This is a genomic window from Streptomyces smyrnaeus (assembly GCF_017676345.1).
In the GTDB taxonomy this organism is placed as follows: domain Bacteria; phylum Actinomycetota; class Actinomycetes; order Streptomycetales; family Streptomycetaceae; genus Streptomyces; species Streptomyces smyrnaeus.
This window is the reverse complement of sequence record NZ_JAFFZM010000029.1, coordinates 1-26,395: the sequence shown is the minus strand read 5'-3', so window position 1 is coordinate 26,395 and position 26,395 is coordinate 1. Positions and strand designations below refer to the sequence as shown.

General features: G+C 72.6%; 27 protein-coding genes. 14 read left to right on the top strand and 13 right to left on the bottom strand.

All coding sequences use genetic code 11. The features are described from left to right. Nucleotides 1-4: 4 nt before the first annotated feature. Nucleotides 5-835, bottom strand: a complete 831-nt coding sequence (locus JW613_RS31815; protein ID WP_209214333.1) for a 3-hydroxybutyrate dehydrogenase — start codon at nucleotides 833-835, stop codon at nucleotides 5-7. A gap of 241 nt (nucleotides 836-1,076) precedes the next feature. On the opposite strand from JW613_RS31815, the gene JW613_RS31810 reads away from it, so the two are divergent. The 4 genes from JW613_RS31810 (at nucleotide 1,077) to JW613_RS31795 (ending at nucleotide 4,423) form a co-directional block, all read left to right on the top strand. Next, nucleotides 1,077-2,072: an extracellular catalytic domain type 1 short-chain-length polyhydroxyalkanoate depolymerase gene (locus JW613_RS31810; protein ID WP_209214332.1), complete on the top strand. Its 996-nt coding sequence runs from the start codon at nucleotides 1,077-1,079 to the stop codon at nucleotides 2,070-2,072. Between the two features lie 191 nt (nucleotides 2,073-2,263). After that, on the top strand, nucleotides 2,264-3,562 hold the full coding sequence (locus tag JW613_RS31805) for an MDR family MFS transporter (protein WP_209214331.1): 1,299 nt from the start codon (nucleotides 2,264-2,266) through the stop codon (nucleotides 3,560-3,562). A gap of 249 nt (nucleotides 3,563-3,811) precedes the next feature. Next, nucleotides 3,812-3,997 (top strand): class I SAM-dependent methyltransferase, encoded by a 186-nt coding sequence (locus JW613_RS36165; RefSeq protein ID WP_245226617.1) that lies wholly within the window; start codon nucleotides 3,812-3,814, stop codon nucleotides 3,995-3,997. Between the two features lie 141 nt (nucleotides 3,998-4,138). After that, nucleotides 4,139-4,423, top strand: a complete 285-nt coding sequence (locus tag JW613_RS31795) for a hypothetical protein (RefSeq protein WP_209214330.1) — start codon at nucleotides 4,139-4,141, stop codon at nucleotides 4,421-4,423. 181 nt (nucleotides 4,424-4,604) lie between these two features. Here the strand turns inward: JW613_RS31795 and JW613_RS31790 are convergent, their stop codons facing one another. Then, nucleotides 4,605-5,054 carry a hypothetical protein gene (locus JW613_RS31790; protein ID WP_209214329.1) on the bottom strand — a complete coding sequence of 150 codons (450 nt, stop codon included), beginning with the start codon at nucleotides 5,052-5,054 and terminating at the stop codon, nucleotides 4,605-4,607. Nucleotides 5,055-5,326: 272 nt separating this feature from the next. On the opposite strand from JW613_RS31790, the gene JW613_RS31785 reads away from it, so the two are divergent. From JW613_RS31785 to JW613_RS31775, 3 genes are read left to right on the top strand one after another with little or no spacing between them, the layout of a single operon-like run. After that, nucleotides 5,327-5,776 (top strand): phage holin family protein, encoded by a 450-nt coding sequence (locus JW613_RS31785; protein ID WP_209214328.1) that lies wholly within the window; start codon nucleotides 5,327-5,329, stop codon nucleotides 5,774-5,776. Beyond that, a complete protein-coding gene (locus JW613_RS31780) occupies nucleotides 5,773-6,150 on the top strand; it encodes a DUF3618 domain-containing protein (protein ID WP_209214327.1) in 378 nt (125 codons plus the stop codon). Before JW613_RS31785 ends, JW613_RS31780 begins: the two co-directional genes overlap by 4 nt. Next, the gene (locus tag JW613_RS31775; protein WP_099882367.1) at nucleotides 6,147-6,413 is read left to right on the top strand and encodes a DUF4235 domain-containing protein; all 267 of its coding nucleotides are present in this window, start codon (nucleotides 6,147-6,149) and stop codon (nucleotides 6,411-6,413) included. Before JW613_RS31780 ends, JW613_RS31775 begins: the two co-directional genes overlap by 4 nt. A gap of 120 nt (nucleotides 6,414-6,533) precedes the next feature. On the opposite strand, the gene JW613_RS31770 is transcribed toward JW613_RS31775, so the two are convergent. Together JW613_RS31770 and mshA are read right to left on the bottom strand one after the other, a co-directional pair. Continuing rightward, nucleotides 6,534-7,046, bottom strand: a complete 513-nt coding sequence (locus JW613_RS31770) for a type III secretion system chaperone family protein (RefSeq protein WP_099882369.1) — start codon at nucleotides 7,044-7,046, stop codon at nucleotides 6,534-6,536. After that, nucleotides 7,039-8,421, bottom strand: a complete 1,383-nt coding sequence (mshA, locus tag JW613_RS31765) for a D-inositol-3-phosphate glycosyltransferase (RefSeq protein WP_209214326.1) — start codon at nucleotides 8,419-8,421, stop codon at nucleotides 7,039-7,041. Before mshA ends, JW613_RS31770 begins: the two co-directional genes overlap by 8 nt. A gap of 155 nt (nucleotides 8,422-8,576) precedes the next feature. Here mshA and JW613_RS31760 point away from each other — a divergent pair, with 155 nt between their 5' ends. Continuing rightward, nucleotides 8,577-9,398: a class I SAM-dependent methyltransferase gene (locus tag JW613_RS31760; protein WP_209214325.1), complete on the top strand. Its 822-nt coding sequence runs from the start codon at nucleotides 8,577-8,579 to the stop codon at nucleotides 9,396-9,398. A gap of 44 nt (nucleotides 9,399-9,442) precedes the next feature. Here JW613_RS31760 and JW613_RS31755 read toward each other — a convergent pair whose 3' ends face one another. The 9 genes from JW613_RS31755 to JW613_RS31715 all read right to left on the bottom strand — a co-directional run bounded on the left by JW613_RS31755 (nucleotide 9,443) and on the right by JW613_RS31715 (nucleotide 20,552). Further along, nucleotides 9,443-10,741, bottom strand: a complete 1,299-nt coding sequence (locus JW613_RS31755) for a CHAD domain-containing protein (protein WP_209214324.1) — start codon at nucleotides 10,739-10,741, stop codon at nucleotides 9,443-9,445. Between the two features lie 111 nt (nucleotides 10,742-10,852). Beyond that, on the bottom strand, nucleotides 10,853-13,063 hold the full coding sequence (locus JW613_RS31750; protein ID WP_245226616.1) for an RNA degradosome polyphosphate kinase: 2,211 nt from the start codon (nucleotides 13,061-13,063) through the stop codon (nucleotides 10,853-10,855). 181 nt (nucleotides 13,064-13,244) lie between these two features. Continuing rightward, nucleotides 13,245-13,940, bottom strand: a complete 696-nt coding sequence (locus JW613_RS31745) for an ester cyclase (protein WP_209214322.1) — start codon at nucleotides 13,938-13,940, stop codon at nucleotides 13,245-13,247. A 97-nt stretch (nucleotides 13,941-14,037) separates the two neighbouring features. Further along, the gene (mshD, locus tag JW613_RS31740) at nucleotides 14,038-14,937 is read right to left on the bottom strand and encodes a mycothiol synthase (protein ID WP_209214321.1); all 900 of its coding nucleotides are present in this window, start codon (nucleotides 14,935-14,937) and stop codon (nucleotides 14,038-14,040) included. A gap of 70 nt (nucleotides 14,938-15,007) precedes the next feature. After that, nucleotides 15,008-16,438 (bottom strand): HAMP domain-containing sensor histidine kinase, encoded by a 1,431-nt coding sequence (locus JW613_RS31735; RefSeq protein WP_209214372.1) that lies wholly within the window; start codon nucleotides 16,436-16,438, stop codon nucleotides 15,008-15,010. Between the two features lie 56 nt (nucleotides 16,439-16,494). Further along, the gene (locus tag JW613_RS31730; RefSeq protein ID WP_209214371.1) at nucleotides 16,495-17,250 is read right to left on the bottom strand and encodes a response regulator transcription factor; all 756 of its coding nucleotides are present in this window, start codon (nucleotides 17,248-17,250) and stop codon (nucleotides 16,495-16,497) included. A 50-nt stretch (nucleotides 17,251-17,300) separates the two neighbouring features. Beyond that, complete coding sequence (locus JW613_RS31725) at nucleotides 17,301-18,443, bottom strand: S1C family serine protease (protein ID WP_245226615.1); 1,143 nt, start codon at nucleotides 18,441-18,443, stop codon at nucleotides 17,301-17,303. A 73-nt stretch (nucleotides 18,444-18,516) separates the two neighbouring features. Next, entirely contained in the window at nucleotides 18,517-19,593 is a 1,077-nt protein-coding gene (locus tag JW613_RS31720; protein ID WP_209214320.1) for a LacI family DNA-binding transcriptional regulator, read from the bottom strand. 167 nt (nucleotides 19,594-19,760) lie between these two features. Then, complete coding sequence (locus tag JW613_RS31715; RefSeq protein WP_209214319.1) at nucleotides 19,761-20,552, bottom strand: winged helix-turn-helix transcriptional regulator; 792 nt, start codon at nucleotides 20,550-20,552, stop codon at nucleotides 19,761-19,763. 309 nt (nucleotides 20,553-20,861) lie between these two features. On the opposite strand from JW613_RS31715, the gene JW613_RS31710 reads away from it, so the two are divergent. The 6 genes from JW613_RS31710 (at nucleotide 20,862) to JW613_RS31685 (ending at nucleotide 26,166) form a co-directional block, all read left to right on the top strand. After that, nucleotides 20,862-21,989: an alpha/beta hydrolase family protein gene (locus JW613_RS31710; RefSeq protein ID WP_209214318.1), complete on the top strand. Its 1,128-nt coding sequence runs from the start codon at nucleotides 20,862-20,864 to the stop codon at nucleotides 21,987-21,989. A 13-nt stretch (nucleotides 21,990-22,002) separates the two neighbouring features. Beyond that, nucleotides 22,003-22,269, top strand: coding sequence for a MoaD/ThiS family protein (locus JW613_RS31705; protein ID WP_209214317.1), 267 nt, complete (start codon nucleotides 22,003-22,005; stop codon nucleotides 22,267-22,269). After that, nucleotides 22,266-23,678 carry a YML083C domain-containing protein gene (locus JW613_RS31700; protein WP_209214316.1) on the top strand — a complete coding sequence of 471 codons (1,413 nt, stop codon included), beginning with the start codon at nucleotides 22,266-22,268 and terminating at the stop codon, nucleotides 23,676-23,678. The genes JW613_RS31705 and JW613_RS31700 overlap by 4 nt, the downstream gene beginning before the upstream one ends. A gap of 107 nt (nucleotides 23,679-23,785) precedes the next feature. Then, on the top strand, nucleotides 23,786-24,502 hold the full coding sequence (locus JW613_RS31695; RefSeq protein ID WP_209214315.1) for an LmeA family phospholipid-binding protein: 717 nt from the start codon (nucleotides 23,786-23,788) through the stop codon (nucleotides 24,500-24,502). A 507-nt stretch (nucleotides 24,503-25,009) separates the two neighbouring features. Continuing rightward, entirely contained in the window at nucleotides 25,010-25,846 is an 837-nt protein-coding gene (locus tag JW613_RS31690) for a sulfurtransferase (RefSeq protein WP_209214314.1), read from the top strand. 32 nt (nucleotides 25,847-25,878) lie between these two features. Continuing rightward, nucleotides 25,879-26,166: a DUF1416 domain-containing protein gene (locus JW613_RS31685; protein WP_099882393.1), complete on the top strand. Its 288-nt coding sequence runs from the start codon at nucleotides 25,879-25,881 to the stop codon at nucleotides 26,164-26,166. Nucleotides 26,167-26,395: the final 229 nt, after the last annotated feature.

Sequence of the window (26,395 nt, the reverse complement as noted above, 5' to 3'; positions counted from 1 at the left end):
AGGGTCAGTGAGCACTCCACGCGCCGTCGAGGGGCAGGGCGGATCCGGTGAGGAAAGCGGCGGCGGGAGTGCACAGATAGGCGACCGCCTCGGCGACCTCCCACGGCTCCAGCAGCCGCTTGAGAGCCGAGTCCGCGAGCATGATGTCGGTGACGACCCGATCGGCGGGGATGCCGTGCGCCTCGGCCTGGTCCGCGATCTGCCGCTCCACCAACGGCGTGCGCACATAGGCCGGGTTGACGCAGTTGGAGGTCACTCCGTGGGGGGCCGCCTCCAGCGCCGTCGTCTTGGACAGTCCCTCCAGGCCGTGCTTGGCCGCCACATACGCCGACTTGTAGGCGGAGGCCCGCAGCCCGTGCACGGAGGAGATGTGCACGATCCGGCCCCACCCCCGCGCATACATGTGCGGCAGCGCTCCCCGGGTGGTGCGGAAGGGCGCCTCCAGCATGAGGGTGAGCATCCGGTGGAACACCTCGGGCGGGAACTTTTCGATCGGCCGGACGAGTTGGGTGCCGGCGGCGTTGACGAGCACATCGGCGCCGTCCGCGGCGCGCTCGGCCGCGTCCAGCCCCGCGGGGGCCGTCAGATCGAGCGGGTGCAGCTCGACCGGCTCCCGGCCCGTGGCACCGTCCGCCCCCGCCACCTCCTCCGCGAGCGACTTGAGCCCCTCGGGGTCCAGGTCGACCGCGCGCAGCCGGGCCCCGGCCGCCGCGAGCCGCACGGCACAGGCCCGCCCGATGCCGCCGGCCGCGCCGGTGACCAGGGCCGTACGGCCGCTGAGGTCCAGGGCGACGGAGGGGGACTGCGCGGGCGCGGACTCGGGCTCAGGCGTCATGGCCGCAGCCTAGGGGCGGGTGCGGGCCGGCCGGATGTGGTGCCGACCCGCACTTCAAGAGGGCCGTATGTGCCGGTGACACACCAGGCCCGGTGCGGCGTCGGCAATGTGGCGGTCGCACAGCGGCACGGCGACGCGGCTGGCGGGCGCGCACGTTCGCCCCTCCCGGCCCGCGCCCTACGTTACGGCTGACCGGGCTTCGGGCCCGTATCCCCCACAGGCACCACGGAAGGAATCCCTCATGCGAACCTCCGTGCGCACCGCGGCAGTACTGCTGGCCGCCCTCGCCCTCTCCGCACTCGGCGTCTCCGGCACCTCGTCCGCGTCGGCCGACGGGCGGCAGCACGGCGCCGGCGCCGCCGCCCTGGAGCGCGTCACCGACTTCGGCTCCAACCCCGGAGCCCTGTCCATGTACCGCTACACGCCCCAAGGGCTCGGCACCGGCCGCCCCGTGGTCGTCGTCCTGCACGGCTGCACCCAGAACGCGGCGACGTACTTCGACGGCGCGGGCTGGCGGCGGGCCGCCGACGAGCACGGCTTCTCCGTCGTCGCGCCGCAGCAGGAGTCGGCCAACAACGCCAACCGGTGCTTCAACTGGTTCCAGTCCTCGGACACCGCGCGGGGCCGCGGCGAGGCGCTGTCCGTCCGGCAGATGGTCGAGCGCACCGTACGGGACCTGGACGCGGACCCCTCCCGGGTCTACGTCACCGGGCTGTCGGCCGGTGGCGCGATGACCTCCGCGCTGCTCGCCGCCTACCCCGACGCCTTCGCGGGCGGCGGCGTCGTCGCGGGGGTGCCGTACGGCTGTGCGACCTCCCTGATCGGCGCGTTCACCTGCATGAACCCGGGCGTCGACAAGACCCCTCGGCGGTGGGGCGACCTGGTACGCGCTGCGTACCCCGGATACTCCGGCCCTCGCCCGAAGGTCTCGGTCTGGCACGGCACGGCCGACCACACCGTCGCGCCCCGCAACGCCACCGAGTCCGTCGACCAGTGGACCGATGTGCTCGGCGCCGACCGGACCGCCGACGCCACCCACCAACTCCCCGGCGGCACCACCCGGTCCGACTACCAGGACGGCACCGGGCAGGTGGCCGTACGCAGCTACCTCGTCACCGGCATGGGGCACGGCACGCCCGTCGCACCGGGCGAGGGCTGCGGAAAAGCGGGCGCGTACTTCCTGGACACGATCTGCTCGACCGAGTACCTCGTGCAGGACTGGTCCCTGAGCGGCTGACCGGCGCAGCAGCCCACCGACAGGCTCGGGAGCGCCAGGAGACGTCCCCGCACGGATTGCCGGACCCGGTGGCCGATTGACCGGAGCCGTCAATTCGCTGGCGCCCCCGAGAACGCCACGAGTAATCTGCACCGCACTGGTAAGCCACTTACATCCTCACCGGGTGTGCGGGTTCTCAAGGGGGAGCTGTCGTGGGCGGGACGAAAGCGTCGGGCAGACTCCGACAGGCTGCGGTCAGGAGCGTCGGCGGGCTGCCCCGCCAGTTCTGGTGGCTGTGGACCAGCACCCTCGTCAACCGGCTCGGCGCCTTCGTGGCGACGTTCCTCGCGCTGTATCTGACCGTCGAGCGCGGCTACTCCGCCTCGTACGCGGGACTCGTCGGCGCCCTCTACGGCCTCGGCGGGGTCGTCTCCTCCATCGGCGCCGGCGTACTGACCGACCGCATCGGACGGCGACCGACCCTGCTGGTCGCCCAGTTGTCGACCGCCCTGTCCGTCGCCGCCCTCGGCCTGGTCACCCACCCGGTGGCAATCGCAGCCGTCGCCTGCCTCGTCGGTATGGCCACCAACGCCTCACGGCCCGCCGTGCAGGCGATGATGGCCGACATCGTCCGCCCCGAGGACCGGGTGCGGGCCTTCTCGCTCAACTACTGGGCGATCAACCTCGGTTTCGCCGTCTCCTCCACCAGCGCGGGACTCATCGCCCAGTACAGCTATCACCTGCTGTTCTTCGGTGAGGCCGCGATGGTGCTGGCCACCGCACTGCTCACCTTCTGGAAGCTGGCGGAGTCCCGGCCGACAGCCGAACCCGAACGGGAAACCCGCCCCGGACGGGACGCGGACATCTCCATGTGGACGGTGCTGCGGGACTCCCGCTTCATGGTCGTCGTCGCGCTCAACCTCCTGCTGGCCACCCTCATCCAGCAGGCGTTCGTCTCACTCCCCATCTCCATGGGCCAACAGGGCCTCAACAGCACCGACTTCGGCACCGTGATCGCCGTGAACGGCGTACTGATCGTGCTGCTGCAGCTGCCCCTCACCCGCTTCATCGAACACCGCGACCCCGCCAAGCTGCTGATCGTCTCGGCGCTGCTGACCGGGTACGGCTTCGGACTGAACGCGTTCGCGGGGTCGTCGGCGGCCTTCTACGCGTTCGCCGTCGTGGTGTGGACGCTGGGCGAGATGATCAACTCCCCCACCCAGATGGGCCTGGTCGTCCGCCTCTCCCCCACCCACGGACGGGGCCGCTACCAGGGCATGTACACCCTCTCCTGGTCCGTCGCCAACCTCGGCGCCCCCCTGCTCGGCGGCACCGTCATCGACCACTACGGCGCCGACACCCTCTGGGCCGCCAGCGCGGCAATCGGCACCCTCGCAGCCCTGGGCTACGGCTTGCTGCTGCGCAGCATGCGGGCCGCCGAAGCGGAAGAGCCCGCCCCCATGTGCCCCGAACCCCCGTCTCCCGCACCTGAACGGGAGCCGACGCACTGAGGGCAGCGAGCCCACCGCGCAGCGGGAGCCCGCCGGAGCCCTCGCCGACCGTGTCACCCACCGCGCCTCACGCTGGGGCCGCCCCATCGCCACCGTTCCCCGACACCAGTTCGTGCCCCGCTGGTGGGCGCGCACCGGCACCGGCCGGGAGCTGCGCGACGGACTCGCAGGCCCCGACGCGCCACCGCCCAGGACGAGCCCCAGGGCGCCCCCACATCGTCGGCGACGCTGCCCTCGCTGCTGGTACGCATGTACCGGCACGCCCAAATCGAGGACGGTGACAACGTGCTCGACGTGGGCACGGGCAGCGGATCCGGCACCGCGCTGCTGGCCCGCCGCCTCACCCCCGAGCAGGTGACGAGCGTCGATACCGACCCGTATCTGATCGAGGCCGCACGCGGGCGCCTCGCACACATCGGCATGGCACGACACTGATCGAGGCGGACGCAACCGGAACGCTGCCCGTCGACGCCGACTGAATCCGAGCCCACCAGCGACGGCGCCTCCGGTGTGGATGTACGCGCAGCGCTACGCTGAGGTTGACATTCGGACAGCAGCAGCACGAGGAGGCCGGCCGTGAGCGACCAGCCGTGGACCATCGAGTGCATCCGCGGCGCCCTCCGCGACCCCGACCTGGCGCAACGCTTCCTCAGTGAGATCAACAAAGCACCGGCCCACCAGCTGCTCCACGTCTTTGCCAAGTGGGAACGCATCGCGAAGAACCGCCAGGCGGCGTTCACCGAAAACCAGGAGATCATCGCCCGGGAGCAGCGAGGTGAAGGCCCCGCCGAGGGGTCCATCGACGTCACCGAGCGGGTCCTCGAGGAAGCTGCCCGAATCCGGTCACGCGGCGCCGCTTGATCTGACAATCTCTACGGGGTGTACAAGCTCCGTCACTCCATCGACGCGCCGCCCATCCAACGCGTCTACCTCCGCACCATCGACCTCATCGCCTGAACACGACGAAACGTCGGCCCCAGCCAGGGGCCCCGGGGGCCTACCGAATTCGGTAGGTGGATGATCCGGCCGAGCCGACGGTGCGTCAGCCGGTGAACTGCCCCAGGAGTTGCTCCGCGAGCAGAAGCAGCAGCAGGGCGCACAGGCCGATGCCGCCCGCGCGGGCGCCACGGCGGGCCGCGAAGAGGGCGACCACCGTGCCCAGCGTCGTGAGCGGCACCGCGACAGCGGAGACCGCGAACAGCGCCTCCCCGAAACGGAGCGGGCTGCGTACGCCGTCCTGGCAGCTGGAGCAGGAGATGGCCAGCAGCGGCCCGAAGACGTGGACGAAGGCGCCGAAGAGCAGCACCACGACGGCGAGCAGCGCCAAGCCCGCCCACTCGGCGGCAGTACGGCGCTGTCCGGCCGCACCACCCCCGTCCGCCGGGCCACTTGCGGCTGCCGCACCGCTCATGTCCGCCGCGGCATCCGCACCGTCGGTGGGGGCTGCTGCTTCCTCGGTCCGGTTCGTCGTCCCGGTGCTGGAGGTTTCCATGGCACGGAACGTACGGTTCGCGGCCCACCGCGCACATCCGCTCCCGTACTCAGACGTTCCCCCCGAGTACGGAGCGCAGCCGCATAGGCGGTCGGCGCCGGGGTACCGCCGGGGAGGGGTGACCCAGCACAAGACCGACATACGAGACGAACGGAGCCGGCCAGGGCGACCGGATCGCCATGGTTGCCGGACCACTCCGGCAACCACCGTGTCGGGGGTCCCACGTCCTGTCGCTCGCGCCCCGGCTGAGCAGCGAAAGGCTGATGTGCACCATGACCACGACACATGAGGCCCCACCTCGCACGGACACAGCCACTGAAACCCGCAGGAACACAGCCGCCGACGAGTCGGTGAGCCACCTGGTACAGCAGGCCTCGGGGCAGATCTCCCAGCTCATGCGGCAGGAGCTGCGCCTGGCCCAGACCGAGATGCAGCAGAAGGGCAAGCGCTTCGGCCTCGGCGGCGGGATGTTCGGCGGGGCGGGCCTGATGGGCTTCATCGCGCTGCAGGCGCTGGCCGCCACCGCCATCGTCGCCCTCGATCTGGTGCTGCCGCTGTGGCTGGCGGCCCTGGTGGTGACCGCTGCGCTGGCAGTGATCGCGGGCGTGCTGGCCATCGCCGGCAAGGGGCAGATCAAGAAGGGCACTCCACCGGCCCCGGAGCGCACCGTAGCGAGCGTGAAGGCCGACGTGGCCGAGGTGAAGGAGAGGTCCCACCGATGACGCACCACACCAACAGCCACGGTTCCGCACCGAGCACCGAAGAGCTGCGGGCCCAGGTGGAGGAGACCCGGCGGGAGCTGGGCGAGACCGTCGAGGCCCTGGCCGCGCGTGCCGACGTCAAGGCACAGGCCCGGCACAAGGCCGCCGAGCTCAGGAAGAAGGCGCGGCACCGGGGCGCCGCCGCGCGGGAACAGCTGTCCGGGGCGGCCCACGTCATGGGCGAGAAGGCCCAGGAGAGGACTCCCGAGCAGGCCAGGGCCAAGGCACAGCAGGCGGCGGACAAGACGCGCGGCAGCCCGGCCGTGCCCGTTGCCACGGGACTGGGGCTGATCTTGGTGATCCTCTTCTTCCGTCGCTGCAGGAGGCATCGATGAACGCGGTCAAGATCGCCTACAAGCCCTTCGGCATGCTGCTGGGAGCCGGTGGCGGCGCCTTGGCGGGCGCGGCGTTCCAACGGGTCTGGAAGGCCACCGGCCACGAGGAGGACGCCCCCGAAGCCACCGACCAGGACCGGGCGTGGCGCGAGGTGTTGCTGGCGGCGGCCCTGCAGGGGGCGATCTTCGCCGCGGTCAAGGCCGCGGTCGACCGGGGCGGCGCCACCACGGTGCACCGTCTGACCGGCACCTGGCCCAGCTGAGGCCCCCCGGCACCGGCCGCCCCTGGCGGCTCCGGCACCGGCCCGCCCCCCCCGGCGGCTCCGGTGCCTCCCGCTGTGCCGCCCCGGCCCCGAGGCCTCCGCCCGGCTCTGACGGTTTTTCTACTCCCGCTCCGTCAGATGCGTGAAAGCGTCCAGGTTGCGGGTGGACTCACCCCGCGAGGTGCGCCAGGCGTACTCCTTGCGGATGGCGGTGGCGAAGCCCATCTCCAGCAGGGTGTTGAAGGAGCCGTCCGCGTTCTCCAGGACGCTGCCCAGCAGCCGGTCGACCTCCTGCGGGGTGACGGCGGCCAGCGGCAGCCTGCCCGCCAGATAGATGTCACCGTGCTGGTCGATCGCGTAACCGACGCCGTACAGCTTGGTGTTGCGCTCCAGGAGCCAGCGGTGCACGGCGGCATGGTTCTCGTCGGGGTTGCGCACGACGAAGGCGTTGACCGAGAGGGAGTGCGCGCCGACCGCCAAGGAGCAGGTGGTCTGCAGCTTGCGGGTGCCCGGGAGCGTGACGACATAGGTGCCCTCCGCGGGGCTCTCCCACTCCAGCTCGGCGTCCCTCAGCGTCTGCTCGATCGCCGCCCGTGCCGCGGCGGCTGCGTCAACAGCGTCAACGTCACCCATGCGGCGATCGTAGGCGACGGCGCCGCTCCTGCAACGCGGCGGCGTACACCTCCGCGGTGGCCTGGGCCGCGGCGTCCCAGCCGAAGCGCTGGGCGTGCCCGGCCGCCGCGGCACCCAGCCGCTCGGCCAGCGACGGGTCGGCGGCGAAACGGCGCAGGGCGCGGGCGTACTCGGCGGGATCGTGCCCGGCGACGAGATAGCCGCTGGCGCCGTCCCGTACGGCGACGGGCAGCCCGCCCACGGCGGCGGCCACCACGGGCGTGCCGCAGGCCTGGGCCTCGGCGGCGACCAGCCCGAACGACTCGCTGTAGGACGGCATGACCAGGACCGAGGCGGCCCGGTACCAGTCGGCGAGCTGCTCCTGGCCGACCGGGGGCCGGAACATCACCAGGTCGGCTATCCCGAGCCGGGCCGCGAGCTTGTGCAGCCCCTCCGGCCTGGCCAGACCGCTGCCGCTGGGTCCTCCCACCACGGGGACGACCATGCGCCGCCGCAGCGAGGGGTCCTCGTCCACCAGCAGGGCGACGGCGCGCAGCAGGATGTCCGGGGCCTTCAGCGGCTGGATGCGCCCGGCGAACAGCGGGATCAGCGCGTCCTGGGGCAGGCCGAGGCGGGCGCGGGCCGCCGCGCGGCCGTCGCCGGGGCGGAAGCGGTCGAGGTTGACCCCGGGATGGACGACGGCGGTGCGGTCGGGGGAGGCCTCGTAGTGGTGGACGAGCTCGCCCGCCTCCTCGGCCGTGTTGGCGATGAGGCGGTCGGCGGCGCGCACGATCTGCGTCTCACCGATGACGCGGGCCGCCGGCTCGGGGGTGTCGCCCTCGGCGAGCGCCGCGTTCTTGACCTTCGCCATGGTGTGCATGGCGTGCACGAGCGGGACGCCCCAGCGCTGCGAGGCGAGCCAGCCCACGTGCCCGGAGAGCCAGTAGTGGGAGTGCACCAGGTCGTAGTAGCCGGGCCGGTGACCGGCCCACACCTGCATCACCCCGTGCGTGAAGGCACACAGCTGCGCGGGCAGGTCCTCCTTGGACAGGCCCTCGTAGGGGCCGGCGTCGATGTGCCGCACCAGGACGCCGGGGGTCAGCTCGACGGTGGGGGCGAGCGCGCCCGTGGTGGCCCGGGTGAAGATCTCGACCTCGGTGCCCTGCGCGGCGAGCTGCCGCGCGAGTTCGACGATGTAGACGTTCATCCCGCCCGCGTCGCCCGTACCCGGCTGGTGGAGGGGGGAGGTGTGCACGCTGAGCATCGCCACCCGACGGACCCGCCGTGCGCCGGACAGCCGCAGCAGCGGGGTTCTGGGCTGGTGCGGGAGTGCTGAGCGGCCGCCGCGCCGCTGACCGAGCCGGGACACGTCGAGCCGGGACACGTAGTGGCTCACGGTTCCGATGCCTCCTCCGTTGCGGACGGTGGGATACGGGACCAGGCCGTACGCGGCCCTCGACGGGGAACAGCGAAAAGGTTGCCTCCTCTTCCTTCTTCGCCCGGTATTTTGCCAAACCGTGACACACGGGTGCCGCTGCGTATCCTCGAGGCATGCCGCGTACCCCCGCACCGTCCCGCCCAGTCGGAACGGTCACGCGCGGAACGACGAACCCGAACCGGCTGCGGCGGATGGACCGCTGGATCGCCGCCGCGCACGGTCCGGCGCTCCGCCGCTCCCCCGCACCGCCCACCGCCGTCGACCTCGGCTACGGCGCGGCGCCCTGGACCGCCGTCGAACTGCTGGAACGGCTCAGCAAGGTGCGCCCGGACGCCCGGGTGTACGGCGTCGAGATCGACCCGGAGCGGGTGGCGGCGGCCCGCCCGTACGAACGTGCGGGGCTCGCCTTCGTCCGAGGCGGCTTCGAGCTCCCCGTCGAGGGGGCGCACGGCCCACGGCCCACGGGGCTGACGCTGATCCGCGCGGCGAACGTGCTGCGCCAGTACCCGGAGGCGGAGGTCCTCCCCGTGTGGCGGCGGCTGTGCGCCCGGCTGGCGCCGGAAGGGATGCTGGTCGAGGGCACCTGCGACGAGATCGGCCGCCGCCACGTCTGGGTGGCGCTCGGCCCCGAAGGACCCCGGACGGTCACCTTCGCGGCCCGTCTCGCCACTCTGACCGCCCCCTCCGACCTGGCCGAACGGCTCCCGAAGGCGCTCATCCACCGCAACGTGCCCGGTGAGCGGATACACACGTTCCTGGCCGACTTCGACCGCGCCTGGGCCACGGCCGCCCCCTACGGCGCCCTCAGCGCCCGGCAACGCTGGGTGCGCGCGGTACGCGCCCTGGCCGCGGACTGGCCGCTGGCGGACGGTCCCCGTCGGTGGCGTCAGGGTGAGGTGACGGTCCGCTGGTCCGCGCTGGCGCCTGTGAGGTGACGCGGTGACGTTCCGGGGGAGGGGAGCCCCTGTCCGTCGTCCGGCTAGAGAGGGCCGCCCTCCCTCCAGTGGTGGCCGAAGGCGAAGCGGGCGGCCTCCACCTCGTGGCGCTGGTCGGCGTGCAGGACCCCGAGGGCGTAGGCGGTGGCGGGGGCGATGCGGGGGGTGGCGGCGGCCGAGGCGGCCGCCGCTGCCGCGGCGGCGGCGTCACGGTGCCGCTCCAGCGCCTCACCCGCCGGGCCCAGCCGCGGATCGGGCTCGGCGCAGGGGCCCAGCACCTCCTGCGCGTAGCGGTGCAGCCGCAGCAGCACCCGTACGTGGTCCCAGGCGGCGTCCTGCCGCGCCTCGGTGCCCAGCGACCGGGCGAGCGCGTCCGCGTTGTACGGGGCTTCGGCGCGGGAGAGGGGCAGCGCGGCGACGGCCTCGGTGAGCTTGCGGCGGGCCTGGTCGGCCAGCGGGGGAAGGACGGCCGCCGCCGGCCGGTCGGCGGCCTCGCCCCCCGGGCGGAACGGGGCCTCCGAGGCGAGCAGCGCGACGGCGTCCGCGACCGCGTGGAAGCGGGCCGAGCCCAGCGCCTGGAGCGCCGCCGAGTGGGCACGCGTACGGGACAGGGTGAGCCGGCGCTCCAGCAGCGCTCCGGCACGGGCCGCGCCCACCGGCAGGGCACCGCGCTCACGGGTCGCCGCGCCACCGCGGCTGCCGCCGCCGACCGACTGGCCGGTGCCGCCCGCCCGGCCCGCGGTACCGCTCGGCGTGGCAGCGGAGGACCCCGACGGGCGCGCACCCGCCTCGCCGGGCGGCGCCTCGCCCTCGCGGCCCGTCCCCCCGCCGCTCGCCAGCCGGTGCAGGGCGCCCAGCAGCCGCTCCAGCCGCGCCGCGTAGGCGTACTCGCTGGCCAGCGCGCCCGCCAGCCAGCTCAGTTCGGTACGCAGATCGTCGGCCCAGACCGGGTCGAGGAGCGAACGGTAGGTGATCAGCGCCCCGTGCAGCCGCCGGGCGGCACCCCGGAGGGTCTCGACGGACGCGGCGGCGCGGGCCGGATCGGCCGTCCCGGAGGCACCTCCCGGGCCCGGGCCGGACGCGCCGGACGCGGCGCCCGTGCCCTGCGCATGGTCCCGCAGGCCCCGCAGGAACTCCGCGGCGCGCTCGTGCAGATAGCCACCGAGCACCTCGGCGGCCGTGCCCGCGAGCACTTCCGGGTCGGCGGACGCACTCGACGCGCTCGTCGCCGTGCCGGGGGCCGGCTGAGTCGCCGTGCCCTGTGCCGTTCCCGTTCCGACGGCCTGCGCGGGCTCCCGCGTGCCGTGTCCGGACCCGACGACCGCGTCCCGGCTCCGTCCCATCACGTCCCCTTCCCCGCACGGCGCGCGTTCCCCGCACCGTGCACGCGTGCCGAACCGCACTCACGTCGCTGCACCGACCTCAGCTCCCCAACAGCCGCCCGGCCCCACGCGTCACGTCCTCGTCGCCGGACCACGCTTGCGCCGCCGCCCCTCGATCAGCATTTCCTGCACGTTGGACAGCCGCTGCCCGTTCTCGTCGTGGGCGTGCCGCGTCCACTCGCCGTCCGGACCCAGATGCCAGGAGGCGGTGGCGTCCGACATGCCCGTGACCAGCAGCCGGTCGAGGGAGGCCCGGTGCGCGGGGTCGGTGACCCGCACCATCGCCTCGATCCGCCGGTCGAGGTTGCGGTGCATCATGTCGGCGCTGCCCAGCCACACCTCCGGCTCGCCGCCGTTGCCGAAGCAGAAGACCCGCGAGTGCTCCAGGAACCGGCCAAGCACACTGCGCACCCGGATGTTCTCGCTCAGCCCGGGCACCCCGGGCCGCAGTGCGCAGATCCCGCGCACCCACACCTCCACCGGCACCCCCGCCATGGAGGCGCGGTACAAGGCGTCGCACACGGTCTCGTCCACGATCGAGTTGACCTTGATGCGGATGTACGCCTCGCGCCCGGCCCGATGGTGGGTGATCTCCCGCTGGATCCGGGAGACCAGCCCGTCCCGCAGGGAGTGCGGAGCGACCAGCAGCCGGCGGTAGGTCTCCCGCCGCGAATACCCCGACAGCCGGTTGAACAGGTCGGACAGATCCGCGCCGACCTGCTGGTCGGCGGTCAGCAGCCCCAGGTCCTCGTACAGCCGGGCCGTCTTGGGGTGGTAGTTGCCGGTGCCCACGTGCGCGTACCGGCGCAGCACCTCGCCCTCCTGCCGCACCACCAGCGACAGCTTGCAGTGCGTCTTGAGACCGACCAGCCCGTAGACGACGTGGCAGCCCGCCTCCTCCAGCTTCCGCGCCCACTTGATGTTGGCCTGCTCGTCGAAGCGGGCCTTGATCTCCACCAGCACCAGCACCTGCTTGCCGGACTCGGCGGCGTCGATCAACGCGTCCACGATCGGCGAGTCGCCCGAGGTGCGGTAGAGCGTCTGCTTGATCGCCAGCACGTCCGGGTCGCCGGCGGCCTGCTCCAGGAACGCCTGGACGGAGGTGGAGAACGAGTCGTAGGGATGGTGCAGCAGCACATCGCGCTCGCGCAGCGCCGCGAAGATGTCGGGGGGCGAGGCGGACTCGACCTCGGCCAGGTCCCGGTGGGTGCCGGCCACGAACTTCGGATACTTCAGCTCCGGGCGGTCCATGGCCGACGCGATCCCCGACAGCCCGGTCAGATCCAGCGGCCCCGGCAGCGCGCAGACCTCCGCCTCGCTCACCTTCAGTTCGCGGACCAGCAGATCGAGGACGTACGGGTCGATGGACTCCTCCACCTCCAGCCGTACGGGAGGACCGAACCGGCGCCGCATCAGCTCCTTCTCCAGGGCCTGCAGCAGGTTCTCCGCGTCGTCCTCCTCGACCTCCAGGTCCTCGTTGCGCGTCACCCGGAACATGTGGTGCGCCAGCACCTCCATACCGGGGAACAGCTCCTCCAGGTGCGCCGCGATCACGTCCTCCAGCGGGACGTAGCGGTGCGGCGAAGCCTCCAGGAAGCGCGGCAGCAGCGGCGGCACCTTCACCCGCGCGAAGTGGTTGTGCCCGCTGACGGGGTTGCGGACGACGACGGCGAGGTTGAGCGACAGCCCGGAGATGTACGGGAACGGATGCGCCGGGTCGACGGCGAGCGGGGTGAGGACCGGGTAGATCTGCCGCCGGAAGAGGGTGAACAGCCGGGCCTGCTCCTTCTCCGTCAGCTCCGCCCAGCGCAGCAGCTGCAGCCCTTCGGCGGCCAGCGCCGGGGCGATGTCCCGCTGATAGCAGGCGGCGTGCCGCGCCATGAGCTCCCGCGAACGGCTCCAGATGCCCTCCAGCACCTCGCGCGGCTTGAGCCCCGACGCGCTGCGGGTCGCCACACCGGTCGCGATCCGCCGTTTGAGACCCGCGACGCGGACCATGAAGAACTCGTCGAGATTGCCCGCGAAGATCGCCAGGAAGTTCGCCCGTTCGAGCAGCGGCGTCCCGGGGTCCTCGGCGAGTTCGAGCACCCGCTCGTTGAAGGCCAACCAGCTGCGTTCGCGGTCCAGGAAGCGGTCGGGCGGCAGATCCGTCACCGCCGCCTCACCGTCGGGGCGGTCCCGGTCCCCCTCGTACACATCGGCGTCGGAGTCGAGGTCCGGGTCCAGGCCCAGGTCGGGGCCGGCCCCGGGGACGTTGCTGGAGACGTTGCCGGGGTTGGTCATGACGCCATTGTCGACGCTCTGCGCTGCGAGGCTCTCTGCGAGGGAGGACCGGACCATTCCGCGAGACTCGCACGCGAGTTTGAATCAACGGTTACGTCGACATGGCATCGCGGGGTGCCCCGGGTGGCGTACCGGTTCGGGCGCCACCGTCGACACCCCGGCCGGCCGAGCGCCCGACGGTTCAGATCTCCAGGGCCCCCAGCTGCCGCAGCAACCCGAGGTCGTCCCAGTTCCACCAGCTCTCGGCGATCTTGCCGCCCCGGCAACGGAACGTGGCGTGCATGGTGCCGGCGACGTCCTGGCCGGTGGGCTCCAGCCCCTGGTAGGCGCCGGTGTGACGGCCCCGGTAGGTCATCCGGCAGGCCACCATCTCTCCCTCGGCGATCATGTTCTCCACCGTGACCTGGGGGTTGAAGGCGGCGATGATCTCGCCGTTCTCCTGTTTGGCCCGGGCGAGGTCCACGTCGTAGGAGGAGAGGGCGGGATCGTGCTCCCGGTAGTCGTCGGTGCACAGGGCGTCGGCGGCGTCGAGGTTGCCGGCGTCGACGACCTCTTCGAAGAAGCGGCTGACGACGAGCTTGTTGAGCTGGTCTTCCCGTACGACATCGAGGTCCGTGAAGGTGGGCATCTCGTCGCAGGCAGCGACCAGTTCCTGGAAGATGCGGTTGGTCTCGGGCAGCTCGGAGTTCTTCATCGCCTCCTCGTAGGACGGGAACTCCACGATCTCGACGACATGCGCGGAATCCGAGCGGTCCTGTCCGACCATCGAGTGGGTGGCGGTCCGCTTGCCCTGGGTCGCCTCGACCCAGTCGTCCATCAGCCGGTCGAGTTGCCCGACATCGCTTGTCCTGCAGTCGATGAACTGGACGAATGTCATGAGTGCCTCCTGAGCGAGGAGCGGCACAACTGGAATCGAATCCGCTTGTTCCAGGGTAGACGTCGGCCGCCCCCTCACTCCTGGGCCGGAGCCGCACTCAGGTTTCGGTGCGGTACATCAGGTCCGTCTCGTGGGTGCGGAAGCCGAGGTTCTCGTAGACGCGGACGGCGGCGGTGTTGTCGGCGTCCACATAGAGCATCGCGGTCGGCAGGCCCCGCTCGTCGGCGAGATACCGCAGGCCGATGGTGGTGAGGGCCTTGCCGAGGCCGCCGCCCTGCGCCTCGGGGCTGACGCCGAGGACGTAGACCTCGCCCAGTCCCTCCGCCGAGTGCACCTTCGTCCAGTGGAAGCCGATCAGCCGCCCGTCGCGTTCGGCGAGGAAGAAGCCGACCGGGTCGAACCAGGGCTCGGACTTGCGGTCGTCGAGGTCGCGCTGGGTCAGGGTGCCCTGCTCGGGGTGGTGGGCGAAGGCGGCGGCGTTGAGGGCCAGCCACGCGGCGTCGTCCTCGCCGGGGCGGAAGGTCCGCACGGTCACGCCCTCCGGCAGCACGGGGTCGGCCAGTTCGAGCCCGGCCAGCGGGCGCCGCAGCTGCCGCAGCTCGCGGAAGAGGGTCATTCCCAGGCTCTGGGCCAGGTGCCGGGCGGCGGGGTGGCCGCCGTGCGCCCAGACCCGGAGCCGCCGCCCCGACAGTTCCAGCAGTGTCTGTCCGAGCCGCCTGCCGTGGCCGTTGCCGCGGCGCGTGGGTGCGACGACGAGCTCTCCGGCGGGGGCCTCCACCGGGTCGGTGTCCTCCAGCTGCGCGTAACCGGCCAGCACCCCGTCGCCGTCGCGCAGCAGCAGATGGCGTACGCCCGGGCGGGCGCCGCCGCGCAGCTGGAGCCTGCCCTGCTCGGAGACGGCGGGCTGGCCGTCCTCCCGCGCGGCGGCGTCGATCAGTGCCTGGACCTCACGTACGCCTTGCGCGGACACCTCGTCCACAACATCCACGTCACTCATGGGAACGACCCTACGGCCGAACGCACACGAGTGAACGCCGCGTCCCCTCCCGGCTTCCGTCCTTCGTGTCTCAGCCGGGCGGCTCGGCGGGCGGCGGGGTGGGCGCCCCGGGCAGCCGCAGCACCGCCTCGGTCCCCGGGCCGCCGTCCGCGGGGTGCCGGAGCCGCACGTCGCCGCCGCTCTGCCGCACGGTGCGGGCGACGATGGACAGTCCGAGACCCGAACCGGGCAGGCTCCGCGCCGTCGGCGAACGCCAGAACCGGTCGAAGACGTGCGGGAGTTCGTCGGCGGGGATGCCGGGCCCCTGGTCCCGTACGGTCAGCACCCCGTCCCGCAGCACGGTGTGCACGGTGCCGCCCTCGGGGCTGAACTTGATCGCGTTGTCCAGCAGATTGACGACGGACCGCTCCAGTGCCGCGGGTTCGGCCCGCACGTACCAGGGGGCCAGCTCGGTCGTCAGCGTCAGCCGGGGCCCGCGCGGACGGACCCGTTCCACGGCGCGCTCGGCGATCTCGTGCAGGGCGACGACCCCCGTCCGGGAGGGGGCGTCCGAGGCTGTGGTGCCGCCCTTGTCACCGGAGCCCTCCTCGCCGTCCGGCATCGTCTGCGGACGGGAGAGCTCCTGCAGATCCCCGATCAGCTCGGCCAGCTCGGCCATCTGCGCCTGCACGGACGACAGCAGCTCCCTTCGGTCGTCCTCGGGGAGTGGCCGCCCGGTCTCCTCGCTGCGCACCAGCAGGTCGATGTTGGTGCGCAGCGACGTCAGCGGGGTGCGCAGCTCGTGTCCGGCGTCCGCGATGAGCTGCTGCTGCAGTTCCCGGGAGGAGGCCAGCGCCTCGGTCATGGCGTTGAAGGAGCGGGACAGCCGTGCGATCTCGTCGTGGCCGTCCGCCGGGATGCGTACCGCCAGATCCTCGGTGCGGGCGATGTGCTCGACGGCCTCGGTGAGCCGGTCGACGGGCCGCAGCCCGGCGCGGGCCAGCGCCACGCCGGCGCCGGCCGCACCCAGTACCCCGGCGCCGCCGACCAGGCCGAGGATCAGTGCGAGGTTGCGCAGCGACTCGTCGATCTCGGCCATCGGACGGGCCACCGACACCGCGAGCCCGGTGCCCGCCACCGGTGTGGTGCGCACCCGGTACTCGGTGCCGTCGGAGGCGCGCGCCGTGTGCAGGGACTCGCGCCGGCGCCGCTCGGCCACCCGCACGTCGGCGTCGGTCACATCCAGTTTCCGCCCGACGATCACACAGCTGCCGCCGGAGGTGTCCACCACCTGCACGGTGGCGCCGAAGGGGTTGGGTGCGGGCTGGTCGGGCGGGGTGCACTGCCCGGACTGCACCCGGTCGACGACCGTGCCGGGCGAGACGGAGTTGTCCCGCAGCGAGTCGTCCAGCGAGTTGAGCAGCTGAGCGCGCACCAGGAACCAGCAGGCCAGCGCGCAGGCGGCGACCGCCAGCGCCACCGTTGTCGCGGCCAGCAGCGCGAGGCGTCCGCGCAGCGGCATGGAGACGGCGCGGGCGCCCTTGCGGCGCAGCCGGAACAGCGCGCTGCGCCGAGAGCTCACGTGTCGTCCCTGAGGACATAGCCGACGCCGCGCACCGTGTGCACCAGGCGCGGTTCGCCGCCCGCCTCGGTCTTGCGTCGCAGATACATCACATACACGTCCAGCGAGTTGGACGACGGCTCGAAGTCGAAGCCCCAGACGGCCTTGAGGATCTGCTCCCGGGTGAGCACCTGGCGCGGGTGGGCGAGGAACATCTCCAGCAGCGTGTACTCGGTGCGCGTCAGCTCCACCGGGCGCTCGCCCCGGGTCACCTCGCGGGTCCGCAGATCCATCCGCAGGTCGGCGAAGGACAGCGTCTCGGGCTCCTGGGCCGCCTCGGCCTGCGCCTGGGCGCGGGCGTAGGAGCTGCGCCGCAGCAGCGCCCGGACGCGGGCGAGGAGTTCGTCCAGTTCGAAGGGTTTGACCAGGTAGTCGTCGGCGCCCGCGTCCAGCCCGGTGACGCGGTCGCCGACGGTGTCGCGGGCGGTCAGCATCAGGATCGGCACCCGCTGCCCGGTGGCCCGCAGCCGCCGGGCAGCGGTCAGCCCGTCCATGCGCGGCATCAGCACATCGAGGACGACGAGATCGGGCCGGTGCTCGGCCACCTTCTCCAGGGCCTCGGCACCGTCGGCGGCCAGCTGGGTCTCGTACCCCTCGAAGCTCAGGCTGCGGCGGAGCGCGTCACGGACGGCGGGCTCGTCGTCCACGACGAGGATGGTCTGCCGCTCGGACGCCGAAGGGGAGGGCGAGGAGGATGCGATCTCGGAGGCCATGGCTCCCAGCTTGGCACCGTCCCGACCGTCGGGCAGGTGGAGCACCGCCCTCACGCACCCCCCTCCCGCAGCGAGCCCAGGTCCTGCTTCACATCGTCGACCGGGATGGCGAAGCCCAGGCCGACGCTGCCCGCGCTGGAGGCGGAAGCCTGGCCGTCCCCGGAACCGGAGGAGAAGATGGCCGAGTTGATGCCGATGACCTGCCCGGACATGTTGAACAGCGGGCCGCCGGAGTTGCCCGGGTTGAGGGAGGCGTCGGTCTGTATGGCCTTGTAGGTGGTGGTCTCCCCCTGGACGCTGCCGTTGTACTGACCGCCGTCGTACTCGAACGGCCACCCGCCGCCGGGTCCGCCGCCCTGGCCGCCCTGCTGCCCACTCTGGTCGCCGTCCTCCTTGGGGACCTTCACCTCGCGGTCCTTGGCGGAGACGATGCCGCTGGTCACGGTTCCGGACAGGCCCTCGGGGGAACCGATGGCGACCACCTGGTCGCCGACACCGACCGCGTCCGAGTCACCGAGCGCCGCCGGCTTGAGATCGTCCTGCCCGTCCACCTTGAGCAGCGCCAGGTCCTTGTCGGCATCGGTGCCCACGACCTCGGCCTGTGCCGTCTTGCCGCTGCTGAAGGTGACCTGCACCGTGTCGGCGCCGGACACGACGTGGTTGTTGGTGATGATCTCGCCGTCCTTGGTGATGATGACGCCGGAGCCGGTCGCCTGTCCGGAGCTGCTGGTCGACTTGATCTCCACCACGCTGTCCCGCACGTTCTGCACCACCTCGGACACCGCGCCCTTGGCGGTCGCGTTGCTGCCGCTGGCGGTGGGCGCCGCGGCGCTGGTCCCGCCGTGGCCGTCCAGGAGCTGCTCCATCCCGTAGGCGGTGCCCCCGCCGATCACGGCCGCGACCGCGGCGACGGCGGTGAGCAACGCGGCCGGGCGCCGCATCCGGCCGCGCGGGCGGCCGTGCCCGGCGGGGAGGGCGTCCCCAGGGGCCGCGGAGGCGCCCAGGGACGCTGAGCCGGTGGGGGCGCCGGGGTCGGCGGGGAACGTCGCGTACGGCGGCGAAGCCGGCGGCGGGGGTACGGCACCGTGGGCCGCCGTGCTGTGCGCGCTCTCCGTGCCCTCCGGGCCCTGCGGGGCGGCCCCGGGGTACGGCTGCTGTCCGGTGTGCGGGGTCTCCCGTTCGAAGTTCTCCATGCCACCGAGAGTGGTCCCGCAATATGAGAACGGCCTGAAGAGGCCCTGAGAAAGCTCCGAGTTCCGGTCGGCGTCAGGCCGGACGGCACCCGCACGAGCGCCGGACGACGAGGCCGGACGGGAACTGCCGCACCCGGCCCTTGCCGACCTGGGCGTGACCGCCGGCGGCAGCCGCGGGGGCGCCGCCGTTGCGCCCGCCGGGAATCCGCAGCGAGTCGTCCAGCACCAGGTCGACGGCGGCCTTCGCCATCCCCTCGCGGTCCGAGCCGACGGTGGTCAGCGGAGGGTCGGTCAGCGCCGCCTCCTTCACATCGTCGAACCCCGCGACCGCCAGCTCGCCGGGCACGTCGATGCCGAGCTCGCGCGCGGCCCGCAGCACCCCGATGGCCTGGTCGTCGGTGGCGCAGAACAGCGCGGTGGGCCGGTCGGGGCCGCTGAGCAGGTCCAGCGCGATCCGGTAGGTGTCGTACCGGTTGAACGGGGACTGGAAGAGGCGGCCCTCCACGGACTTGCCCGCCTCCTTCATCGCCCGGGCCCAGCCCTCGACGTGATCGGTCACCGGGTCCCCGTGCTCCGGGGTGGTCTCCGTCCCGCCGAGGCAGGCCACGTAGGCGTGGCCGTGCTCCAGCAGATGCCGGGTGGCCAACTGGGCGCCGCCCACGTCGTCGAGGACGACGGCGACGTCGTCGATGGCCTCGGGCCGCCGGTGCATCAGGACGACACGGGCGTCCCACGCGTCGATCTCCGTCGCGGCGTGCTCGCTCGGGCCCGCGCTGATGAGGATGAGGCCGGAGACGCGCATCCCGAGGAACGCGCGCAGATAGTGCACCTCGCGCTCGTCCAGATAGTCCGAGTTGCCGACCAGGACCATCTTTCCGCGCTCGGCCGCCGCGCGTTCGACGGCGTGCGCCATCTCCGCGAAGAAGGGCTGGCGTGCGTCGGGGACGACCAGGCCTATGAGGTCGGTGCGCCGCGACGCCATGGCCTGCGCGACCCGGTCCGGTCGGTACCCCAGCTCCTTGATGGCGGCGAGCACCCGCTCGCGGGTCGCCGGCGCGACCGGGCGGGGACCGTTGTTGATCACATAGCTGACAACGGCTGTCGAGGTCCCCGCCACTCTTGCCACGTCGTCCCGCGTCACCTTGGCCACGCCGAGAGTCTACGCGGGATGAGCCCTCTCACCACTCCGCCGCATGCCCACTTCCCGCCGCGCACTTTCCCGCCGCGACGGTGCTCAGCCGCCTGCTACCTGTCCGGCGGTGCCGAACTCGCCCGCGCTGCGGGTCGGCCCGGCGCCGCCGGACAGGTACGACGTGGCTAGTCGCCGTTGCGGGATGAGGGAGCGCCCGATGAGGACGCGGCCTCCCTTGCGACGCGCTCCGCCTCATCCGCCACGGACGACTCCGCGGAGTTGGCGCCCTCGCTCTTCTCGGCCGCCTTCTCGGGAGAGACGAAGCGGTAGCCGACGTTGCGGACGGTACCGATCAACGCCTCGTGCTCCGGGCCCAGCTTGGCCCGCAGCCGCCGCACATGGACGTCGACGGTGCGGGTGCCGCCGAAGTAGTCGTAGCCCCACACCTCCTGGAGGAGCTGGGCCCGGGTGAACACCCGCCCGGGGTGCTGCGCCAGGAACTTCAGCAGCTCGAACTCCTTGAAGGTCAGGTCCAGTACCCGGCCCTTGAGCTTCGCGCTGTAGGTCGCCTCGTCGACCGACAGATCACCGTTGCGGATCTCCATCGGGCTGTCGTCGGCGGCGACCTGCTGCCGGCCGGTGGCCAGCCGCAGCCGGGCCTCCACCTCGGCGGGCCCCGCCGTCTCCAGCAGGACGTCGTCCACCCCCCACTCCGCCGTCACGGCGGCGAGCCCGCCCTCCGTGACGATCAGCATCAGGGGGCAGCCGGGCCCGGTGGAGCGCAGCAGCTGACACAGGGACCGCACCTGGGGAAGGTCGCGGCGGCCGTCGACGAGGATCACGTCGGCGGACGGGGCGTCGACCAGCGCGGGGCCCTCGGCGGGGGCGACGCGCACATTGTGCAGGAGCAGTCCCAGCGCCGGCAGCACCTCGGAGGAGGGCTGGAGTGCGTTGGTGAGGAGAAGCAGTGAACTCATGCGGTGACACCCGCCCTCGGGGAGAGGGACCACGTGCTCCGGGTGCCACCCGGTTGGTGCGCTTTCGAACGGCCTCGGTTCCGGTCTCGGTTCTGCACGGTTCGCTTGCCCATGACGTCGAGTTCCCTCCTGGCGCCCTGCGCCGGGGCGCCACCCGGGCCGTCGCCCGGGGGAATATGGCGGCACTGCTTCGTACGGCACTGCCCGAGGGCCGGGCCGCGGCCTGTCCTACCGGCCTCGACCCCCAGAAAGCACAAAAGGACCCGGGGGCGACGCTGCCCGGATCCTGCTTGCCAGCAGAATACCCACATGAGAGTCGGAGCGGCATGTGACATCGCTCGCGCTCCCCGGCCGGGCGTCACGGACAGTGCCCAGGCGGGGGCGGTGCGGAGGGAGTTGCGGACGGCGGACGGAGTCCGCATCGAGGCCCGGTACGAGCCGTACGCGGGGCGGGCCGCGGAACGCGGAGCGGACCGGGATCCGGGCGTCATCGTGCTGGCGCACGGCTTCACCGGCTCCCTCGACCGGCCCGCGCTGCGCCGTGCGGCCACCGCGTTCACCGCGCACGCGGCGGTCGTGACCTTCTCCTTCCGGGGCCACGGCCGCTCGGGCGGGCGTTCGACGGTGGGCGACCGGGAGGTGCTGGACCTGGCGGCGGCGGTGGCGTGGGCGCGGTCGTTCGGGCACCGCCGGGTGGCGACCGTCGGCTTCTCGATGGGCGGCTCGGTCGTTCTGCGGCACGGGGCGCTGCACCGGACGGAGCACGGAGACGGTCACTCAGCGTCATACTCCCGCCCTGTGATGCACAGGGGGCGCACAGTCGCGCACCCGGTTGACACGGGAGACACGGAAGGTGGCACCGGCACTGCGGCCTTCCGCACCGGCGCCCCGCCCGCCGACGCCGGCGCAGCGGTGCACGGCGGCACCCACGCGGACGCCGTGGTCGCCGTCAGCGCACCCGCCCGCTGGTACTACCGGGGCACGGCACCGATGCGCCGACTGCACTGGGCGATCCAGCATCCGCTCGGCCGCCTCGTCTCCCGCTACGGGCTCCGCACCCGCGTCCACCACCGGGACTGGGACCCGGTTCCGCTCTCCCCCGTCGCCGCGGCCCCGCTGCTCGCCCCGGTGCCGCTGCTGGTCGTCCACGGCGACCAGGACCCGTACTTCCCGCTCGACCACCCCCTCGCACTCGCGGACGCGGCGCACCCGGAGTCGTCCGAGCTGTGGCTGCTGCCCGGTTTCGGCCACGCCGAGAACTCCGCCGGCGCCGCGCTGCTGGAGAAGATCGGTGACTGGGCGGCCACCCGGCTACGCGCACCCGCCGCGAGGCCCCATCATGGGAGCCGCGACGCGCACGGCCCACGCGCCGCCGACAGCACGACGGAACCGACACCGGGCCACACACAGGACGCCACCGAGGGCACGGACGGCTGAGAGGGACCCCACCATGGCCAGCGGCACGATCCGCTACTGGGCGGCGGCGAAGGCCGCGGCAGGCACCGCCGAGGAGCCGTACGACGCCGGCACCCTGGCGGACGCGCTGCGGCGCGCCCGCGAGACCCACGCCGAACAGCCGGAGTTCGCACGCGTACTGCTGCGCTGCTCCTTCCTGGTCGACGGCGACCCGGTCGGCACCCGCGCCCACGAGACCGTCCACCTCAGCGAGGGCGGGACCGTCGAGGTGCTCCCTCCGTTCGCGGGGGGTGCCCGATGAACGACGGCCGGTACCAGGAGCCCTACGGCGGCGGGTACGACGAGTACGGCCGCCCCGTCCCGCAGGCCGACGCACAGCCGCTGCCACCGCACGAGCCGTGGCCGGCCACCGCACCCACCGAGGGCGGCCCCACCCCGTACGAGCCCTACGGCGCCCATGGGGCCTACGGGGCTCACGGTTCCCACGAGGCCTCGTACGGGCCGGCCTACGGGCCGACCTACGAGGTGACCTACGAGGTGACCCGGATCGACGAGCCCGGCCCGCACAGCACCACCGGCCACCCCCCGGCCCCGTACCCCACGTACGAGGCCACCGGCTGGCATACCGGTGCGCTCCCGCACGAGGCCCCGGCCACCCATCAGCCTCTCCCCGAGCCCTCCGGGCAGCCCCGGCCCGGGACCGCCGCTCCCCTGCCACCGGAAGACCACTCCGCGCCTCAGCCGATGCCTCAGCCCCAAGCCCAGCCCCAGCACCCGCACCCGCACCCGCACCCGCACCCGCGGCAACCACAGCCGCAGCCCCAGCCCTACGGCGCCCCGGCCGCCCCTTCGCAGCACCGGCAGGCCGCCCCGCAACCGCAAGGCGCCCCCGGTGCGGCGCAGACCACCGCCGCCCCTTCCGCACCCACCGCCCCGCGCGGGGCGAGGGAGCGCACCAGGTCGCCGATCATCGCGCCCGGGTTCCAGCCGGCGGCCGTCACCACGATGCTGGCCGCACTGCTGGCCGGGGCCGCACCGCTGGGGAACGGGGCGCTCGCCGGCGCCCTGGTGCTGCTCCAGGCGCTGACGGCGGCCGGCTGGTACCGGCTCAACGGCATGTGGCCCGCCCGCCAGGGCATCGCCCTCGCGTTCGTGGCGGGGCTGACGGCCAACGCCGGGCTGCTGCTGACCGACGGCTGGCAGCATCTGCCGTCCGGAGCCCCGGGGAACGCACCGACGGTGCTGCTCGGCGCGACCGGTGTCTGGTGCGTGCTGTCCCTCGTGCTGCAGTTGCGCAACAACTCCAGCCCCGACGAACGCCTCTACGCGCTCACCGCCGGCTTCGCCGCCATCGGTCTGACGGTGCTGGCCGCCGGGCTGCTGACCACCGAGCCGGACGCCGTGACGCTGGGCGCCGCAGCCGTCGCGGTGGGCACGCTGGCGCGCGCCGTACCGCTTCCCGCGCCGGTCTCGATCCTGTTCGCGCTCGCCGCCGCCGCGGGGGCCGGAGCGGCGACAGGGCAGCTGAGCGGGGTGGACCCGGTCCCGGCCGCGCTGATCGGCCTGGGTGCCGGTGTCTGCGCACTGCTGGGTCTGCGGGTGGCCAGCTACGACTGGCCCTCCCGGTTCGTCCACATGACAGCGGGCGTCGCCCTCCCCCTCACGCTGGCCACTCCCGCGGTCTATCTGCTGGGCCGCTTCGTGCTGTAACAACGCCCCACCAACCTCAGCAGCACCACGCCTCCCCTGGTCGGCGGAGGCTTCCTGCGGGTTACGCTCGCAGCCAGCCAGCCGACTGTGGGGGGATTACGGACACGATGCGCGCACTTCGCATACTGCTTGTGACCCTGGTGGTACTCGCCGGGCTCTTCGTGGCGGCCGACCGCATCGCGGTGAACCTGGCCGAGGACGAGGTGGCCAAGAAACTCAAGGGGCAGCTGGGAGCAGCCTCCTCCGGCGACCCGTCCGTCTCCATCGAGGGCTTCCCGTTCCTCACCCAGGTCGTCACCAAGGAACTGGACAAGGTGAAGATCGAGGTGGCGGATGTCACCGCCACGACGAGCGACCGCCAGGTGCGACTGAGCAACGTCACCATGGAGGCCGACGACGTGCGGCTGTCGAACAACTTCGGCACGGCGGTCGCGGAGCGGGCCACCGGCACCGTGCACCTCTCCTACGCGGATCTGTCCAAGGCCGCCGACGAAGGTGTGCAGGTCAGCTACGGCGGCAAGAGCACCTCCGGCAAGGACCAGGTGAAGGTCACCGCCAGTGCCGTCCTCCCGATGCTGGGCCGCACCGTCGAGCGCAGCGTCTACAGCACCGTCAGCGTGACCGGCGGCGACACGGTACGGCTGCACGCCGACAAGGTGCCCGGCTCCCGGATCCCCGGTGTCGAGGACGCGATCCGCAAGAAGATCGACTTCGACCGCAGGATCGACCGCCTGCCCGAAGGGCTGAAGCTGGAGAAGGTCGAGACCACCAAGGACGGGGTGGACGTCTCCATGACGGGCACCGACGTCCGGCTGGCCGGCTGACCCACCCGCCCGACCCCCGGGACCCGACCCCGGTCCCGGAATACGAGACAGCCGGGTCCACCCACCGCGCCCTCCCCCACCCCGCACCGCCGCACCGCCCCGCCCGACCCACGATCATTCCCGCATCCTGGACAAAAGCATCTCACCATGCGGATCGGCGGTGACACGACCCCGCCGTCGTCCTTACGATCGAGCGCATGAAGCGACAGGCGGACCTCACGAAGCGCCGGGCAGTGGACCTGTGCCGCATCGCCGCCATGCTCTGTCGCGGCTCCCGCTGACCCGCTGACCGTCCGCGCGTTCCGCCGACGCCGCGGCGCCCAGCGCATCCGGCGCCCCGGCGTACCCGCAGCGCACACACGCCGCAGAGCAGTTCCCGCGTACCTCTCCCCGCGCACCCGCACGCTGTGCGCCCGACTCCCAACGGCCCCGGCCACCGGTGCCGGCCCGTACGCGTACCCCTGTTCGCCCTCCGCCGCATCCACCCACCTCACGAGGAGTAACAGCATGAGCCGCAGCGACGTTCTGGTCGACGCCGACTGGGTCGAGGCCCACCTCGACGACCCGAAGGTAGTGATCGTCGAGGTCGACGAGGACACCTCGGCCTACGACAAGAACCACATCAAGAACGCGATCCGCATCGACTGGAAGCAGGACCTCCAGGACCCGGTGCGCCGCGACTTCGTGGACCAGGAAGGCTTCGAGAAGCTCCTGTCCGCCAAGGGCATCGCCAACGACGACACCGTCGTGCTCTACGGCGGCAACAACAACTGGTTCGCCTCCTACGCGTACTGGTACTTCAAGCTCTACGGCCACCAGGACGTCAAGCTCCTCGACGGCGGCCGCAAGAAGTGGGAACTGGACTCCCGGGACCTGGTCGCCGAGGTCCCCGAGCGCCCGGCCACCGAGTACAAGGCCAAGCCGCAGGACACCTCCATCCGCGCCTTCCGCGACGAGGTCGTCGACGCCATCGGCGCCAAGAACCTGGTCGACGTGCGCTCCCCCGACGAGTTCAGCGGCAAGCTGCTCGCCCCCGCGCACCTGCCGCAGGAGCAGTCGCAGCGTCCGGGCCATGTGCCCAGCGCCCGCAACATCCCCTGGTCGAAGTCGGCCAACGACGACGGCACCTTCAAGTCGGACGACGAGCTCAAGGAGCTCTACGAGGCCGAGGGCGTCGACCTGGACAAGGACACCATCGCCTACTGCCGCATCGGTGAGCGCTCCGCGCACACCTGGTTCGTGCTGCACGAGCTGCTGGGCCAGCAGAACGTCAAGAACTACGACGGCTCCTGGACCGAGTACGGCTCCCTCGTCGGCGTGCCCGTCGAGCTGGGCTCCAACTGACGACCACCCGACACGACCCCAGGGAGAACACCATGTGCGGAGCACAGACCGGCGGGCCGGACGCCTCCACCGCCAAGCCCGGCGAGACCACCATCCAGGGCAACGTGACCCGTGACGGCGAGCCCGTCACCGGCTACGTACGGCTGCTGGACGCCACCGGCGAGTTCACCGCGGAGGTTCCCACCTCCGCCACCGGCCAGTTCCGCTTCTACGCGGCCGAGGGGACCTGGACGGTCCGAGCGCTGGTGCCTGGCGGCACCGCGGACCGCACCGTGGTTGCCCAGCACGGCGGGCTGGCCGAAGTCACCATCACCGTCTGACCCCCTCCCCTGGCGGGGCGCCCGCTTTGTGGGGGCACGCCCCCTTGCGTTTTCGGCTGCCGCCGAGGGGTCGTGTCGGGGGGCTCCGCCCCCCAACGGCCCCCCGCTAGGTGGGCTTCGCCCCCCTAGGACCCCCCTGCCGCGCCTTTGGCCCCCTATTGACGTACGTGCAATCCGCCTCGGCGTTACTGCCCCCAATCCGGCCGGTGACGACCCTGCGGGTCGAGTT